Source organism: Gemmatimonas aurantiaca (genome assembly GCF_037190085.1).
GTDB lineage: Bacteria > Gemmatimonadota > Gemmatimonadetes > Gemmatimonadales > Gemmatimonadaceae > Gemmatimonas > Gemmatimonas aurantiaca_A.
Window position 1 is genome coordinate 844,952 of the sequence record NZ_JBBCJO010000005.1, and the last position, 14,930, is coordinate 859,881.

16 protein-coding genes are annotated in these 14,930 nt (G+C 63.7%); 5 read left to right on the forward strand and 11 right to left on the reverse strand.

Annotated features, from left to right (window positions below):
- Together aroF and WG208_RS09415 are read left to right on the forward strand one after the other, a co-directional pair.
- A complete protein-coding gene (gene aroF / locus WG208_RS09410) occupies positions 1-1,029 on the forward strand; it encodes a 3-deoxy-7-phosphoheptulonate synthase (protein ID WP_337171082.1) in 1,029 nt (342 codons plus the stop codon).
- Positions 1,030-1,060: 31 nt separating this feature from the next.
- A complete protein-coding gene (locus WG208_RS09415) occupies positions 1,061-1,762 on the forward strand; it encodes an outer membrane lipoprotein carrier protein LolA (RefSeq protein WP_337171083.1) in 702 nt (233 codons plus the stop codon).
- A gap of 6 nt (positions 1,763-1,768) precedes the next feature.
- Here WG208_RS09415 and WG208_RS09420 read toward each other — a convergent pair whose 3' ends face one another.
- Positions 1,769-2,620: a carboxypeptidase regulatory-like domain-containing protein gene (locus tag WG208_RS09420; protein WP_337171084.1), complete on the reverse strand. Its 852-nt coding sequence runs from the start codon at positions 2,618-2,620 to the stop codon at positions 1,769-1,771.
- A gap of 396 nt (positions 2,621-3,016) precedes the next feature.
- Between WG208_RS09420 and WG208_RS09425 the strand changes: the two genes are divergently transcribed.
- Positions 3,017-4,128, forward strand: a protein-coding gene (locus WG208_RS09425; RefSeq protein ID WP_337171085.1) for an IS3 family transposase whose coding sequence is annotated in 2 segments (ribosomal slippage) — positions 3,017-3,278 and positions 3,278-4,128 — 1,113 coding nt in all. Because the reading frame shifts where the segments join, the coding sequence is not laid out codon by codon here.
- A gap of 38 nt (positions 4,129-4,166) precedes the next feature.
- Here WG208_RS09425 and WG208_RS09430 read toward each other — a convergent pair.
- From WG208_RS09430 to WG208_RS09445, 4 genes are all read right to left on the reverse strand, one after another.
- Positions 4,167-4,613: an IS3 family transposase gene (locus tag WG208_RS09430; RefSeq protein ID WP_337171086.1), complete on the reverse strand. Its 447-nt coding sequence runs from the start codon at positions 4,611-4,613 to the stop codon at positions 4,167-4,169.
- On the reverse strand, positions 4,610-4,876 hold the full coding sequence (locus tag WG208_RS09435; protein WP_337171087.1) for a transposase: 267 nt from the start codon (positions 4,874-4,876) through the stop codon (positions 4,610-4,612). The genes WG208_RS09430 and WG208_RS09435 overlap by 4 nt, the downstream gene beginning before the upstream one ends.
- A gap of 212 nt (positions 4,877-5,088) precedes the next feature.
- Positions 5,089-5,745 (reverse strand): hypothetical protein, encoded by a 657-nt coding sequence (locus WG208_RS09440; protein ID WP_337171088.1) that lies wholly within the window; start codon positions 5,743-5,745, stop codon positions 5,089-5,091.
- Positions 5,746-5,868: 123 nt separating this feature from the next.
- Positions 5,869-6,942, reverse strand: a complete 1,074-nt coding sequence (locus tag WG208_RS09445) for a hypothetical protein (protein ID WP_337171089.1) — start codon at positions 6,940-6,942, stop codon at positions 5,869-5,871.
- A 284-nt stretch (positions 6,943-7,226) separates the two neighbouring features.
- On the opposite strand from WG208_RS09445, the gene WG208_RS09450 reads away from it, so the two are divergent.
- Positions 7,227-7,604, forward strand: a complete 378-nt coding sequence (locus tag WG208_RS09450; RefSeq protein ID WP_337171090.1) for a hypothetical protein — start codon at positions 7,227-7,229, stop codon at positions 7,602-7,604.
- A gap of 438 nt (positions 7,605-8,042) precedes the next feature.
- Here the strand turns inward: WG208_RS09450 and WG208_RS09455 are convergent, their stop codons facing one another.
- Positions 8,043-8,450 (reverse strand): PIN domain-containing protein, encoded by a 408-nt coding sequence (locus WG208_RS09455; protein WP_337171091.1) that lies wholly within the window; start codon positions 8,448-8,450, stop codon positions 8,043-8,045.
- A gap of 68 nt (positions 8,451-8,518) precedes the next feature.
- The gene (locus WG208_RS09460; RefSeq protein WP_337171092.1) at positions 8,519-8,818 is read right to left on the reverse strand and encodes a DUF6364 family protein; all 300 of its coding nucleotides are present in this window, start codon (positions 8,816-8,818) and stop codon (positions 8,519-8,521) included.
- A 138-nt stretch (positions 8,819-8,956) separates the two neighbouring features.
- On the opposite strand from WG208_RS09460, the gene WG208_RS09465 reads away from it, so the two are divergent.
- Positions 8,957-10,132 carry a hypothetical protein gene (locus WG208_RS09465; protein WP_337171093.1) on the forward strand — a complete coding sequence of 392 codons (1,176 nt, stop codon included), beginning with the start codon at positions 8,957-8,959 and terminating at the stop codon, positions 10,130-10,132.
- Positions 10,133-10,505: 373 nt separating this feature from the next.
- Here the strand turns inward: WG208_RS09465 and WG208_RS09470 are convergent, their stop codons facing one another.
- The 4 genes from WG208_RS09470 to WG208_RS09485 form a co-directional block, all read right to left on the reverse strand.
- Complete coding sequence (locus WG208_RS09470) at positions 10,506-12,107, reverse strand: hypothetical protein (RefSeq protein ID WP_337171094.1); 1,602 nt, start codon at positions 12,105-12,107, stop codon at positions 10,506-10,508.
- Positions 12,104-13,699 carry a S41 family peptidase gene (locus WG208_RS09475; protein WP_337171095.1) on the reverse strand — a complete coding sequence of 532 codons (1,596 nt, stop codon included), beginning with the start codon at positions 13,697-13,699 and terminating at the stop codon, positions 12,104-12,106. The genes WG208_RS09470 and WG208_RS09475 overlap by 4 nt, the downstream gene beginning before the upstream one ends.
- Before the next feature lie 113 nt (positions 13,700-13,812).
- Positions 13,813-14,541 (reverse strand): dTMP kinase, encoded by a 729-nt coding sequence (gene tmk / locus WG208_RS09480; protein ID WP_337171096.1) that lies wholly within the window; start codon positions 14,539-14,541, stop codon positions 13,813-13,815.
- A gap of 10 nt (positions 14,542-14,551) precedes the next feature.
- The gene (locus WG208_RS09485; protein ID WP_337171097.1) at positions 14,552-14,902 is read right to left on the reverse strand and encodes a YlbF family regulator; all 351 of its coding nucleotides are present in this window, start codon (positions 14,900-14,902) and stop codon (positions 14,552-14,554) included.
- Between the last annotated feature and the right edge of the window lie 28 nt (positions 14,903-14,930).

Genomic DNA, 14,930 nt, shown 5'->3' on the forward strand with positions numbered 1-14,930 from the left:
ATGCTGGTCGTGATGCAGCCCAACGCCTCTTCGTCCGAGATCGATCGGGTGTGCGAAGAGATTGCGCGTCAGGGCTTCAAGCCCCTCCCCATGCCGGGCGAAGTCCGCACGGCGATCGGTCTCCTTGGTGATGACGCCAAGGTGGATTGGTCATACATCGAGGGACTTCCCGGCGTCGCCAGCGTGCTCATCGTGCAGAAGCCCTATCGCCAGGCGTCGCGCGAATGGAAGGGCGAAAGCACCATCGTGGAGATCGCGCCGGGTGTACGGTTCGGCGGCGACGATGTGCCCGTGGTTTCTGGCCCGTGCTCGGTGGAGTCGGAGGAGCAGATCCTCACCGCGGCACGTCAGGTCCGTGCGGCCGGCGGCGCGGCGCTGCGTGGCGGGGCGTTCAAGCCACGTTCGTCGCCGTACGCCTTCCAGGGCCTGGGCAAGCAAGGATTGGAACTGCTCGCCCTCGCGCGTCGTGAAACGGGGCTCGCCATCGTCACTGAAGCGATGGACGAACGGGGCGCCGATCTCGTGGCCGAATATGCCGACTGCATTCAGATCGGCGCGCGCAACATGCAGAACTATTCGCTGCTGCGGTACGTGGGCACACTCGGCAAGCCGGTGATGCTCAAGCGCGGCATGGCGGCGACGATCAACGATCTGCTGCTGAGCGCGGAGTACGTGCTGGCCGAGGGCAATCCCAACGTGATCCTGTGCGAACGTGGTGTGCGCACGTTCGACAGCGCCACGCGCAATCTGTTCGATCTCACGGCCATTCCCGTGGTGCAGAAGTTCTCGCATCTGCCCATCGTCGCCGATCCGAGTCATGGCACGGGGCTGCGCGACAAGGTGATTCCGATGGCCCGCGCGGCGGTGGCGGCCGGCGCCGATGGGATTCTCGTGGAGATGCATCCGCAGCCCGACAAGGCGCTGTCGGACGGCGCGCAGTCGCTGTACCCCGAACAGTTCGCGGAACTCGTGGTGCAGTTGCGTGCGATCGCGACGGCCATCGGACGGTCCATCACCACGCTGCCCTGAACCCGCGCGTGCGGACGGGGTATCCTCTGCCATGTCGATGATGCCACAGTCCATTTCCGCATCGATCGTGACCGCCGTCACGGCCGCATTGTCGGCCACGGTGATCACGGTCGGTGCCGCGCAGGTGCAGGCGCAGAACCCGGCGGATGCGTCTTACGACCGGGTGGCCAAAGCCTGGGCGGGCACGCATACGTTGCGCGCCGATTTCGAACAGAAGATCAGCAATCCGCTGCTCGCCCGCACGGTGAACTCCAAAGGCGTGTTCCTGCAGGAGCGTCCGGGCAAGGTATCCATCACCTTCTCGCAGCCCGCGGGCGATCGTATCGTCGGCGACGGGAAATGGCTGTGGGTGTACCTGCCCAGCAGCGCCCCCGGTCAGGTGCTCAAGATGCCGGCCGACGCCGATGGGGCCGTAGTGGCCGATCTGTTGAGTCAGTTGCTCGACACACCGAAGCGGTCCTTCACCATCTCGGGCGGCGAGGTCGCACCGGTGGATGGACGTGACGCACGGCGTGTGCAGCTCGTGCCAAAAACCGCCGGCACCGTGCCGTTCCAGAAGGCCGTGCTCTGGCTCGACGACAAGGATCCTCGGCCGTTGCGCGTGCAGGTGATCGACGCGCAGGGTGTGGACCGGTCCATCACACTCACCTCGTGGACTCCCGGTGCGTCGATCGCCGCCGACGCGTTCCGCTTCACGGTGCCGAAGGGTGTGAAGGTGGCGGAGAGGCCATAGGTCGGCCTACCGTTTCCACACCACGTACCGACACGCATTCGCCGTCGGACCGCGATTGTCACGTCTGTCCTGTGTCCTGCGATCCGGACTGGCCGTCTCCAGCAATTCCACTTCGTTGGGATCGATGGTCCACAGCGGCGCCCAATCCGGACCGCCGTCTATGCGAGCGCAGGCATCGGGTGGCGGAGGCTCGGCCGTGAGGAACTGCACGATGCGACGCAGATCGGAACTGTTCAGTCGCTGGATATCCTGACGTCCGAATGTATTGAAGCGGAGACTGGCTTGTCGGAGAAGTCGCTGCTGGAGATCGAACAGTCTCGCCTGCCTCACGATTTCTTTCGGATCCCGTTCACGGATCGATCGAAGCCAGACGGTGACGGTGGTTCCTTCTGTCTGCAGCACATCCACACTGGCCAGATGACTGTAGTACTGCCGGTGCCCGATGCGGAGCACCTGCACCCCCGGCTTCGGCATCATCAGAAACTTCCCCGCCGAGTCGCTCCGGGCATACATCCCGGTTCCGAGCACCCGCACGTCCGCACCCTCCACCGGCGTTCCGTCGACGGCGGAATAGACATATCCGATGACTCCCCGCTGGCTCGCCGACGTGGTGATCGTCGGAAGGCGTTGTGTCGACAACGCCAGCGGCACTTCGAGGTTCTGCCGGAGTGTGGTCACTTCGACGCTGGTCGTCGCCTGGGCATAACCCAGTGCGCGCACCCGCAGCGTATATCTCGCCCCGATCGGCGCGGGAAGACGACATATGCCTTCCGCATCCGTTCGTACGTCCAGCGTGTCTTCCAGCCATGCGCAACCGGCGCCCGCCACGGCCATGCCCTGCGGATTCGTGACATGCACGGAAACAACGGCGCGCTCTGGTTGTAATCCGAGGATCGCAGCCATCGCTCCCAGGAACATCCATCTTAAATGCATGATCGCTCCGATGGTTTCCGAACTCCTCTGTTCCAAATATCCGATTTCAGATACCAAGCCCATCCATATCTTTCAGGGATTGCTAACGGTCTCAAGTATCAGCAGCCCCATCGCGCCTCTCGGGCGAGATACCCATCATAGTGAAAAACCGCCAAGTTCACCATTCAGCGTCGAGATATGGCCGGCGCAGAGTCAGTGAGAGCGTATGTTGTTAAGGCATATCTGGTCTGCACCCCGAATCCTGATCCAGCAGGACTCACAAAACGGCGGTAGCGTAGAGGCTGGCCCCACGCCCCCAGAGCGGGCGAAGGAGAACAGCGGATGCGGACCAGCAAGTACAGCCCGGAGCAGATCGCCCAGGCGCTCCGGCAGGCGGAGAGCGGCACGCCCATCGTGGAGATCTGCCGGAAACTCCAGGTGACGGAGCAGACGTTCTTTCGGTGGCGGAAGAAGTTCGGCGAGCTCGGGACACCGGAGATTCGCGAGCTCCGTCAGCTCCGGGACGAGAACCGGAAGCTCAAGCAGCTCGTCGCCGACTTGAGTCTCGACAAGACCATCCTGCAGGACTCCCTGCGAAAAAAATGGTGAGCCCAGCGCAGCGGCGGACGTGGGTGCGCTGGGTGCAGGAGGCCTATGCGGTGTCCGAGCGGGTCGCGTGCGATGCCGGTGGGGTGGCGCGGTCGAGCGTGCGCTATGCCAGCATCGCCGCCCCGCAGAAGCCGCTCCGGCAGCGGCTCCGCGAGCTCGCGCAGACCCGCGTCGCCTACGGCTATCGGCGCCTCCACGTGCTCCTGTGCCGGGAAGGCTGGTCGGTGAATCACAAGCGGGTCCAGCGGCTCTATCGCGACGAAGGGCTGACCCAGCAGCGCAAACGACCGAAGCGGCGGCGGAGTGCGGCGCCGCGCGTAGCGCGCCTCCTCCCCGGCGCCGCGAACGAGCGGTGGGCGATGGACTTCATCCACGATCAACTCGCCGATGGCACCGCGTTTCGTGTGCTGAGCATCGTCGATCTCTACACGCGCGAATGCGTCGGTCTCGTGCCGGCCATCCGGCTTCGCGCGGACGATGTGGTGGCCACGCTGAGTCGATTGCGCGACGAGCGCGGCATCCCCGCAGTCCTTCAGTGCGACAACGGCAGCGAGTTCACGTCGGTCACGCTCGATCACTGGTGCTACTGGAACCAGGTGCGCGTCGACTTCCGTCGGCCGGGCAAGCCAACTGACAACGCCACCATCGAGAGCTTCCACAACAGCTTTCGCCGTGAGTGCCTCACGCAGCACTACTTTATCGATATCACCGACGCCCAACAGCAGATCGCGCAGTACCGGTCCGAGTACAACAACGATCGGCCCCACAGCAGCTTAGGCCACGTGCCACCGGCCCACTTCCGGGCCGCCGTGGCGACCACCGCCAGCGTCTCCAGCTCCGCATAAAGTGAGTCGGGCTGGACCAGGTTTGGGGGCCAGACCAATCAACGAACGACTAACAGCGGCAATGGATCAGCAACTGGGGGCACGTCACGGCGACCACCGACGAGCGTGTCACTCACGAAGTCGATCCCCCACGTCTCGTTCGGCGCGAGCACCGACGGGCGCGGCACACGGGGGACCGCGAGGCGTTTGCGCGCTCGGGGGCGCACCGCCAGCCCTTCGAGGCGATACAGCCGCTCGACGCGCTGGTAATTCACACGCAGCCCCTCGCGGACCAGTCGCCAATGCAATCGTGGCACGCCCCACCGCGGATACTGCGCGGCGAGTGCACACAACCGCGCGCGCAGCGGCACGTCGGTCGCTGGGCGCGTCGGCCGGTAGCGCATCACGCTCCGCTCGAAGCCGAGCACGCGACACACGCGCCGCTCGCTCACGTCATGCCGCGCCGTCATCTGCGCGACCACGCTCCGGCGCTCTGGCGTGGTCATCGCCCTTTTCCCAGGACGTCCTTCAGGATCTGCAGATTGAGCGCTTGCTGCGCGACGAGCCGTTTCAAACGCGCATCCTCATCCTCGAGCGCGCGCAGCCGCTTCGCTTCACTCAGTTGCAGGTCACCGTACTTCTTCTTCCAGGCGTACAGCGTCGGCCGCGAGATGCCGTGGCGACGCATCAACTCCGCCACGCGCGCCCCGGCGGCGTGCTCCTGCAAGATCCCGATGATCTGTTCCGTCGTGAACCGTGAGGCCTTCATATCGATCCTCCATGCGCACTCAAGTGTGCGACTGGCGTGATCGACTGTCTAGTTCAAACTGGACCGAATGGAGGGGGGACCGTCAGCCCTCGTTCAGCGTCTCCGGGACGCATGGCAAATGGCGTCGATCGCCGCCGACGCGTTACGCTTCACGGTGCCGAAGGGTGTGAAGGTGGCGGAGCGGCCGTAGGGGCGGACCGGCTCGGCGCCAGTCAGATGCCGCCGGGGAGTGGACGTCCATCGGGGTACTCCATGACCGTGACCATCGCTGGCTTTCCCGGCTCGTACAGGCGCGCAACGGAGCCCATCATGTACCAGGCGCCGTTCCGGTATTCCTGAAAACTCGAGAGGATCATGCGCAGGTTTCCGTTGGTCTCCTTGACATTCACGGAGAACCGGCGCGTGCTGCCGATGGTTCTCTGAATGTGATAGCCACCGGACTTGGTGAGCTCATCGTACGGGAACTCCACGGCGTCCTGTGGCATCACCCGGGTCTTTACGCCGTTGGTGGTCGCCGCCTGCTGCCGTTTCAAGGTCTGCTGCTCGATCTGTGTCCCCACCAGGTCCTGTGCGAGGAACTTCCTGGCGGCCTTGATGTCCTCGGGTGACAGATTGACCATGCGAAAGTTCCGCACCGTGGTGTCGCGCGGGACACCCACGGGCATTTCGCTGGCTTGAATCAGCGTGAGTGAATCACCTTCACGCCGCCAGACGGTGGTTCGCGCTTTCGTTCCGGGTTGAGCGGCACCGGCGAGCACATGATCGTGCGCGAGTACCGGCGCGTCATGTCGCGGGGATATGTGAGGGGCATTCAGAATGAATCCGGCCGCTAGTATCAGCCATGATGTGAGGCCACTCTGCATCGGCATCGCATCTCCAGATGATCGAGGGGGGGAAGATATCGGCGGGCGAGCCTGTGCCCACCGATATCTGAGGAATCTAGAGGACGTACCTCGAGGAAGAATCATGTCCCGACGCTCAAGGACCTATGTCTACATCTCGTACCCACCATAACAGATCTCGAAAGATCCGACTCCAGTCCAGGTCAGGCCCCCGTCCGTCGTCACGAGGATGATCCAAAGCTCACACCACTTGTCGCCCTGCCACCCGCCGCCACCATACATGTTCGTCATGCGGTTGAGGCAGTTGAAGAGAGCCGTTTGCTTATCCTCGACGTCGTAGGTCGATTGGTCAAAATCGGCCCAGGCCTGAGGCAGGTCCCATAAGCAGGACGGACTGGGAACTTCGATGCACTCTATGGACTTGGCGAGCGCCAACGCGAACTTCCACTCCATGTACGCCGTTGCTTCCCACAAATCCCACCGCTCCGCAAAACAAGGGTCTTCGTCGATGGTGGCAGCATGTAACTTCGCGGGCAAAACGAAATCGACAACGGCCGCAAGCGCATCTCTGACCCCAGGACCTGCGATCGCTGCGGTAGCCAGTGAGTGATCGAGGGAATACTCACTGACCATAACCACCGTAGGCGCACCGGCGCTGTCATACATTTCGAGCGTCGTGGACGCCGTGCGCCACTCCTTGTTGGCTTGCACCTGCCGAATAACCTGGCGATAAACGGCGGTGCCCCGTTCCTCTCCAACCGTCGAAACGACACGGCTACCTTTGTGCGGGGTGCCTCCCGTCGCATAGATTGCGCGATCGCGAGCTGCATCGTAGGCGATGCGTTGCCTTTGGGGCGATTGGAACGTGACGCGTGCATTCGGATTGGCTCGCCGGACCATTTCGAGCGCGCTCGATAGCTGGAGCGCCAGCGTACCGGAAGTAGCAAGGGTCCGCCCACGTTGCCTCGCTTCAGGCGACAGATCCGTCTTGATGAAACTGGCCTTGTCGCCCGCGTGCCCTTGTGATGCCGAGACGAATGCCAACGTGTCGTGATCATACCGCCAGACGGAGATCCGAACGCTGCCGGACGGAAGGTCCGATACGCTCCTTCGGCCTTCTCCGACTCCGGGGCCCGCCATGTTCTCTCCTGATGAACAGGCGGCAATGACGACAGCGGTACCGACGGCGATGAAGCCGACGATCCTACGAATGATTCCAGACATCGACTACTCCTGGATATATGATGATGGACAACGACAAGGGATTGACATCAAGACTGCGGTGAAGCGGATACTTGCAACGGACTATGTCACTGGGCTTCCTTGATGAGGAAGCAGATCTTCACTTGCGCGCAACTATCCCACCTACGACTCGCAATGTCAATACACATCTTGTCCCTATGCCCAACTCAATATCCCATTTTCCAATAATTGGTTCACCCGTCTATTTCTGAACGTTGTGCTCTGGCGGATCCCCTCCCCGGGGTTATTCATTGGCCATGCTTCCAATGGCCATCCAACGTATTCTCGCTGTGGTGCACATCGTATTCGGTGCGGCGCTGCTCGCCATGAGCACGCTGCTGGCGATCGTCTCACGAGGCCAATCGGCCAGCATGCTGCCCGATTTCCTGGCGGCGCTCGCTGTTGGATATCTCGCGATCCATGGAGGTCGGTGGCTCTGGCGTGGTGAGCGTCGGGGCTTCACGCTGGCGGTGGCCGCCAACGCGCTGTGGCTTGGCCTTCTGTTCTATGCGCGACAGTATCAGCAAATGCCGTATACGAAACCGTTTCCGGTGGCGATCGTGATGCTGCTCGCGACGGTGGTGTGCTGGATCGTCGCGCGCCATGCTTCGGAAGAATTGGCGACGGATCGGGCGCGGGAGTAGACGGTCCTGTTGTCGGGCGGCGCACGGCGGGCTTTTTGGCGGGCCGCGGGTTTGAGGGGCGCCCTGCGGGCGCGATACCGGCAGGATGAACAGCAGGATACCTGCAGGATAGTCCTGTGCGGCGAGCAGGCGATGTCGCGTGGCGGACAGGTGGATTTTGAGTTGAACTGCGGGGAAACAACGGTTGTGAGGAGACCACACGACCGTTGTCCCGCAGTTCATTTCAAGAAAATCCAACTATCCCCCACGCGACGTCCTCATCGCCCACACTGGACCAATCCTGCTTTATCCGGCAGTTCATCCTGCCGGTATCGCCGCCGCAGGCGGCCCGATATCGCTCGTGAGTCACCCCAAAGCCGTCGCGCAACGCCCGACAGAGGACCGCCTATTCCCGCGCTTTGCCCCTCAACGATTCTTCCGGGGCGTGGCGCGCGGCGGCTATACCGCAAGGGCGGCCAGCACCTCGCGGGCTGTCAGTGTGCGCAGGCCTGCCCCCTTGAAATCGCGCTGGTTGCGGGTCACAACACAATGCGCCTCGATCTTGAAGGCAGCGACTGCCTGCAACGCGTCTTCGTAATCTTTCATTGCCAACGTCAGTGCCCGCTGAAAGTCGTTGGTATCCAAGGGCACGACATCGACAAGTCCGAGCAGATCGGCGACGCTCGCCGATGCGACACGCCGATTGCGCTCCCGTTCCACGATGTAGTGCACAGTACCGACGGCATGCGCTGCCACGAACCCCATACAGCGACCACGATACAGGGCATCGAAGAGCAGCGCAGCTTCCTGCCCCCACGGCGCTCTATCGAGCAGAAGATCGATCACAATGTTGGTATCGATCAGCACCCGTGGACGTTCCTCAGTCGAGGTGAGCGCCTGAGGATGCGCCCGCTCACGAACCCGACGGGCAGGCACTACCGGTGCGCTCCGTATTTCCGATACAGAAACTCGCGGCGATCTTCTGCCCCCTCACCAGCTCCCCGCGCCACACCAAGCAGCCGACGAACGGAAGGCGCCAGCCTGTCGAGTTCGTGGGAATCCCCGAAGACCGGCAGCGCCGTCAGCAGATCGTCAACCAGTTGCGAAATACTGGTGCCACGCTCGGCGGCCGCGCGCTCTGCATTTGCCAGCGCTTCAGGGGAAAGCGTGAGATTGGTGGGCCGTTTGGATGCACCAGGCGATGAAACCGGCGAGACAACGGTTTCGCGCACCATGCGTCCTCCCGGTTTGGCGGATCTGGCCATAGAATTCTCCATGCGCATGTTTGTTTACGAAAAATGCGCATATATCAGGCAACCCGCAACATCCCTCCGTCCTGGGATCAAGCTCCACTCCTTCTCCAGGCCTCCTGCATGATCCGTCTCTACACCTCACTGGTCGCCGGCATGGTCCTGGTGGGATGCACCGGCCCCGCATCCGACACCAACTCGGCAAACCGCATGTCGGGTGCCAACGCCATGTGGACCGTCGATACGACGCCACTGGTCGTGGTCGGTGACCAAGGCGCAGCCGATACCAACTCGCTGCTCATTCGGGATCTGACATTTCTGAACGCCGATGTCCTGGCCGTCACTGACGCCTCCACACAGCGTCTGCTGCTGATCGATAGCACGGGTATGGTCGCGGCCATGGGCCGGTCGGGAGATGGTCCTGCGGAATTCCGGGCGATTCACCGGGTCTTTGCCTGCCCCGGCGATACGATCATGACCTGGGACACCGCGCAGCGTCGCACATCGTACTGGACGCTCGCCGGTTCGTTTGTCCGCGCCTCGACGGTGCTGCACAGTCCAGGAAGAGCCAGCGAGGTGATCGGGGCGTCACCGGATTGCCAGTCACTGCTCTTCAGAACATGGGATCCGGCATCACGATCCCCACAACAGGCCACGCGTCTCCGGTCGGCGCTCGTGCGCATGGACGTCACGGGCGGCGCACTCGATACGCTCATGGTATATGGTGGCACACTCATCGAGCCCCTGCGCGGTGGCGCCGCCGCACAGTTCGGGCCGGTGTTGTTTGCCTCCATACCCGTGAGCGCGAGCATGGGCACGCGCATCCTGTTCGGCGATGGCGAACGCTCCGCACTGCAATGGCTCGATTGGTCAGGACGGCACACCGGCACGCTTTCCTGGACGGAGGAGCGTCAGGCGGTGCAGGCAAACGATGTGGCAAGAGTGACGCAGCACCGGGACAGCCTGCGGCATCTGCATCCCGATCAGGCGAAGTACATCCCCTCGATCGAGTCGCACACCATCGCCGATCGGTTGCCGCTGTACGATGCCGTCATCGCGGGCGACAACGGCGCCGTATGGGTGCGCCACTATCGTCTCACCGACGATGGACTCAACGCCGATGTCGACCCGCGTCCGGAACGCTGGCGCGTGTTCGACGCCGACGGTTCCTATCGCGGCGACGTGGACATGCCGCGCCGATTTTCACTCCGCGCCATTCGTGGAGGGCGGGCAGCCGGCACACACTTGGACAGCGACGACGTGCAGAGCATGCGGATGCACCGGATTCGTGCGAGGTGAGCGGCGGCTATCGGGAAGATCAGGGCAAGCCGTGGGTTTGATGGGCGCCCTGCGGGCGCGATACCGGCAGGATGAACAGCAGGATACCTGCAGGATAGTCCTGTGCGGCGAGCAGGCGATGTCGCGTGGCGGACAGGTGGATTTTTGAGTTGAACTGCGGGGAAACAACGGTTGTGAGGAGACCACACGACCGTTGTCCCGTAGTTCATTTCAAGAAAATCCAACTATCCCCCACGCGACGTCCTCATCGCCCACACTGGACCAATCCTGCTTTTATCCGGCAGTTCACCCTGCCGGTATCGCCGCCGCAGGCGGCCCCGGAACAGCCAGCGAGTCACCCCGAACTGGCCGCCCCGCGATCCACACCGACCAATCACCGCACCAAATCCGTCACCACGATGAGGTGATCGCTCACCCGCGCGAAGGTCTCGCGTGTCATCCCCAGCCGCGCGAGTACCCGATCGCTGAGGTCATCGGTGGTGAACACGAATCCTCCGCGCTGACGAAAGCCCCTGAAGAATGTGAAGTCCAACCGGCCTGGCGCGAACTGCGCCCCCAGGGCGCTCTTCCACGTGACCAGCGATTGTTCACCCAATCGTTCGGCATGACTCGCTGTCATGTCCGGCGCATCGAACAGCCCCTGGCTCAGCAGTCTCACCGAGCGATAGCTGCCCACCGGATTGAAATCGCCCGCAATCACCAGTGGGAATGCACCACGTCTCGCCTGCTCCGCTCGCACATACCGACGGATGGCCTGGGCCTGCAACACCCGCAGATTGTCGTGCACACTGCCGGCATATCCACCACTCTGCAGATCCAGTGGCACGAACATCACTTCCGTGCCGTTCATATCCACCCACGCGCCCACACTGGAGATCTGCGCGGCCTGCTCGATGTCGATGAGCCGATGACCGGCGGCAGGCGTGAGACGACGCAGACTGTCCAGCGCACCATCGACATAGTGCATGGACATCATGTCCTCCACCGGACGGATGGCATGCCCCCGTGTGGCCACGACCGTGCGCTGTCGTCCACCACTGCGCGCGAGCACGAACTGCCAGGGGCCGAGCGCACGCAGCGCCGGCAGGTCGAAGAATTGCCGCAGGAAATCGGGCGTCACCTGCTCGTGCACTTCGTCCAGCATCAACACATCGGGCATCACCGCCGCCAGCAGACGGGCATGCATCTCGGGCTTCCCGAACGATCCCTCGGAGACGTTCCACTGCGCCACACGCAATGTGCCGGCCACCGGCGCGGGAATCGTATCGCTGCGTGGTCGCGGTGTCGTCGCCACAGCGGTGCGCAGACGATACGAGACCGTGGACGATCGATGCACCACCGAATCCATCGTCACGAATACCGGCGTGATGGTGATGGCACCATCCAGATGACCGAGACGGCCCTGCGGCAATCGTGCGATGCGGAGTTCGAATCGATCGGACGCCCAGGTGGGCAGCGCCACCATGTCGAGGGCATAGGGCGAGAGAAACGCACCAAGGCCTCCCGCCGTGACCGGACGCAAGGCAAACCCCGCGCCGCGCGGGCCGGCCTGCACTTTGTCCAACCGCGAAAAATCCACGGCAAAATCCACGTCCGGCACACCGTACACTGTGTGCCCGGCTCCACCTGCAGGGCCGGTGTGAAACAGCAGGTGCAATGTGCCCGGCATGGCCTGCAGGTTCACACTGTCGCGAAATGCAAGCGACAGATACAGATAGTGCGGACTGTCCACTGCCCACATGGCCACGAGTGGCGAAGCATTCCCTCGCGGCAGGATGGGCGCCACGCGTTGCCAATCGGAGAACTCTCCGTCGAGCATCACCGGTTCTGTCAGTGACGCCGAAACGCCTCCCTCGCGCGACATTCCGGCATCACGCGCTTTGGCGTCACTCGCCTGGACACCATGCCTCGCGCAGGCCGCCGGAAGCATCAGCACGACGACCAGCATGGCAACCCGCACCATGGCACGGATCACGGTCGTACCGGCACCGTGACCGTCGGCTTCTCCAGGTTGCCGAACACATCGCGTGGAGTACGCGCCGCCTGCAGAATGCTCGCTGCCCGCTGCAGCGCGGCGTCGTCCTGCGTGCGGCGCAGAAATTCCGCTTCACTGCCGAAGGCCACACGGGTCATCTCGTATCCCAGCGAGCGTGACACCCACGGCGTCGCCGCATCGAACACCGCGCGCGGCGGCGCCACCTTGCGCCGTTCGAGTTCGGCATAGACCGAATTGAGCATCTCGATCGTGACCGGATCGCCTGGGGACTTGATAGTGCGACGCTCCAACTGTGCCTGGCGGGCCAGCGCATCCCGATAGGCGCCGAGGTTCTTGCCCATGGCCCGGGCCAGCGCCTGTACCGGCAGCGGCAACACGGTGTCGCCGACGATCACATCGGGCGTGATGCCACCACCACCGAACACCGTGCGGCCGGCATCGGTGCGGTACCGCGGCTTGATCGTGTCCGGCAGCGACACCAGGCCGGTATCCAGTTCGGGCTCGCCGTCGGCGTCCACCGACGGCGCGCGATTGATGCCGCGCCCGAGTGGCGTGTACCAGCGCGCAATGGTGAGACGCAACGCCCCGCCCGATGACAGCGGATACACGTTCTGTGCACTGCCCTTGCCGAAGCTCGTCATGCCCACCACGATGGCGCGGTCGTGATCCTGCAGCGCACCGGCCACGATCTCCGAGGCGCTCGCACTCGATCGGTCGAGCAGCACCGCCAGCGGCAGCGTGGGCCAGCGCTGCGGCATCGAATCGGTGTACGTCTGACTCGCCGAGCCCGGACGCCCGCGCAATTGCACGATGCTCTGTCCACGATCAAGGAACAACTCGGCCACCGCCACACCCTGTTCGAGCAGACCGCCGGGATTGCCCCGCAGATCCATCACCAGCGCACGGGCACCGAGATGCACGACCGAATCCACGGCCATCCGCAGTTCGTCGGCGGTCTGCGCGCTGAACACGTTCACATCGACATACCCCACACCGTTCGGCAGCAGCGCCACGCGCTGCACGGCGCGCAGATGCACCTTGTCGCGCACGATCGAAAACGGGATGTGCTGATCACCGCGCTCGACGAGAAAATTCACCGCCGTGCCCTGGGGTCCGCGCACCACCCGCGAGACTTCATCACGGGTCCAGCCACGCGTCGACTCCTTTCCGATCTGCACGATACGGTCGCCGGCCAGAATGCCCGCCCGTTCCGAGGGCCCGCCGTTGATGGGTTCGAGCACCACCGGCCAACCATCACGGATGTCGATCTGCAAGCCGATCCCCGCGTACGTGCCGCTGATCTGCTCGTTCAGACGCCGCAGGCGATCCTCGGCCAGGTACGTCGTGTACGGATCACCGAGTTCACGCAGCATGCCTGCCACGGCCTTGTCATACAGCTCATCGGCACCGAGAGAGTCCACGTAGCGCTGCGAGATCATCGCCGCGACCTGATCGAACAGGCGCGCTCCGCCCAGAGGCTCGCGTGACGGCTGTTCGGCGGCGGTGAGCTGTCGCCCGGCCCACCATGCGCCAAGCGAGAGCAACCCGACAAAAAACGTCGCGGCAGCCACGGCGCGAACGCGGCGGGGCTGCGTACGCGAGGGGGAGGGGGGCGTATCAGGAAGGATTTCCGGCATGTATCGATGTATCAGCGTATCGTCGGCGTATCGGGCAGCATATCGTGTCAGCGCGAATGCAGCAGTGCGGTGGCCGCGGCGGCGAAACGCGCGGGCCAACGCTGTACGAGAGCTTCGAGACATCGCACGGTGACGGCGTCGATGTCACCATGCGCGGGCACGGACACCACCGGGCCGATCTCCGGGTGGGCTTCCTGCCAGGCAGGCGACAACGCGGCCTCGAACGCATCACGCACACGTTCGTGGAACGGGGCATCCTCCTGTTCCATGCGATCGACGGGGCCGCGCGCCTGCATGCGATGCATCGCCATCTCGAGCGGCACGTTCAGCAGCAGGGTGAGGTCGGGCGCCCGGTCTCCGGTGGCCAGCGCATTCACACTGCGCAACGCATCCAGCGGCAATCCGCGTCCCGCACCCTGGTAGGCATACGTGGACAGCAGAAACCGATCGACCAGCACTACGGCACCACGCGCGAGTGCCGGCTCCACCACCTCGTGCACCAGCTGCGCGCGCGATGCGGCAAAGAGCAGCGCCTCCGTGGTGGGCATCAGCGACGACGTGGGATCGAGCAGCAGCGCCCGGATGGCATCGCCAGCCGACGTCCCACCCGGCTCCCGCACGGCCATCACATCGTGGCCCACCGCGCGCAGCGTGGACGCGAGACGATTCCACTGTGTCGTCTTTCCCACACCCTCACCACCCTCGAGCACCACGAAGAGTCCCCGCACCGACTCCACGGCGCCGTCCTGCTCCGTCTCCGGATCCACCGCTCTCATGCCGCAGCGTTCAGCCGAGGATGATCTGGCTGGTCGCACCCACGCGGATCCCGTCGGCGATCCACTGGTTCACCCGCAACATGAGCTTGTCGAAATTGTCCTGCGCCGAGATGGCCAGTTGGTAGGTGCTGTTGCGCTGCACCTGCTGAAAGAGCTCTTCCAACTGTTGCTGCATTTCGAGCGTCGGCTCTTCACCGCGGACGTCCATGGCCTGCGCGTCCTGCCGGATCTTCTCCATCTGCTGCAGGAGCGTCGTGGCTTCGCGATCGTTGTTGAGCGCGTCGCTCGAACGCTTGACGGCTTTGTATTCGTCGCTCTGGCCGATCATGCGGCCGAGTTCCTTCGCCTTGTCTTCCAGCATGAATCCGGCCTCCTGGCCGTGAATGAAA

Bases quoted from the DNA above. Each gene is read 5' to 3' on its own strand.
- aroF (WP_337171082.1), top strand. From the start codon at position 1: ATGCTGGTCGTGATGCAGCCCAACGCCTCTTCGTCCGAGATCGATCGG.
- WG208_RS09415 (WP_337171083.1), top strand. From the start codon at position 1,061: ATGTCGATGATGCCACAGTCCATTTCCGCATCGATCGTGACCGCCGTC.
- WG208_RS09430 (WP_337171086.1), bottom strand. From the start codon at position 4,613: ATGACCACGCCAGAGCGCCGGAGCGTGGTCGCGCAGATGACGGCGCGG.
- WG208_RS09435 (WP_337171087.1), bottom strand. From the start codon at position 4,876: ATGAAGGCCTCACGGTTCACGACGGAACAGATCATCGGGATCTTGCAG.
- WG208_RS09440 (WP_337171088.1), bottom strand. From the start codon at position 5,745: ATGCCGATGCAGAGTGGCCTCACATCATGGCTGATACTAGCGGCCGGA.
- WG208_RS09445 (WP_337171089.1), bottom strand. From the start codon at position 6,942: ATGTCTGGAATCATTCGTAGGATCGTCGGCTTCATCGCCGTCGGTACC.
- WG208_RS09450 (WP_337171090.1), top strand. From the start codon at position 7,227: ATGGCCATCCAACGTATTCTCGCTGTGGTGCACATCGTATTCGGTGCG.
- WG208_RS09460 (WP_337171092.1), bottom strand. From the start codon at position 8,818: ATGGTGCGCGAAACCGTTGTCTCGCCGGTTTCATCGCCTGGTGCATCC.
- WG208_RS09465 (WP_337171093.1), top strand. From the start codon at position 8,957: ATGATCCGTCTCTACACCTCACTGGTCGCCGGCATGGTCCTGGTGGGA.
- tmk (WP_337171096.1), bottom strand. From the start codon at position 14,541: ATGAGAGCGGTGGATCCGGAGACGGAGCAGGACGGCGCCGTGGAGTCG.
- WG208_RS09485 (WP_337171097.1), bottom strand. From the start codon at position 14,902: ATGCTGGAAGACAAGGCGAAGGAACTCGGCCGCATGATCGGCCAGAGC.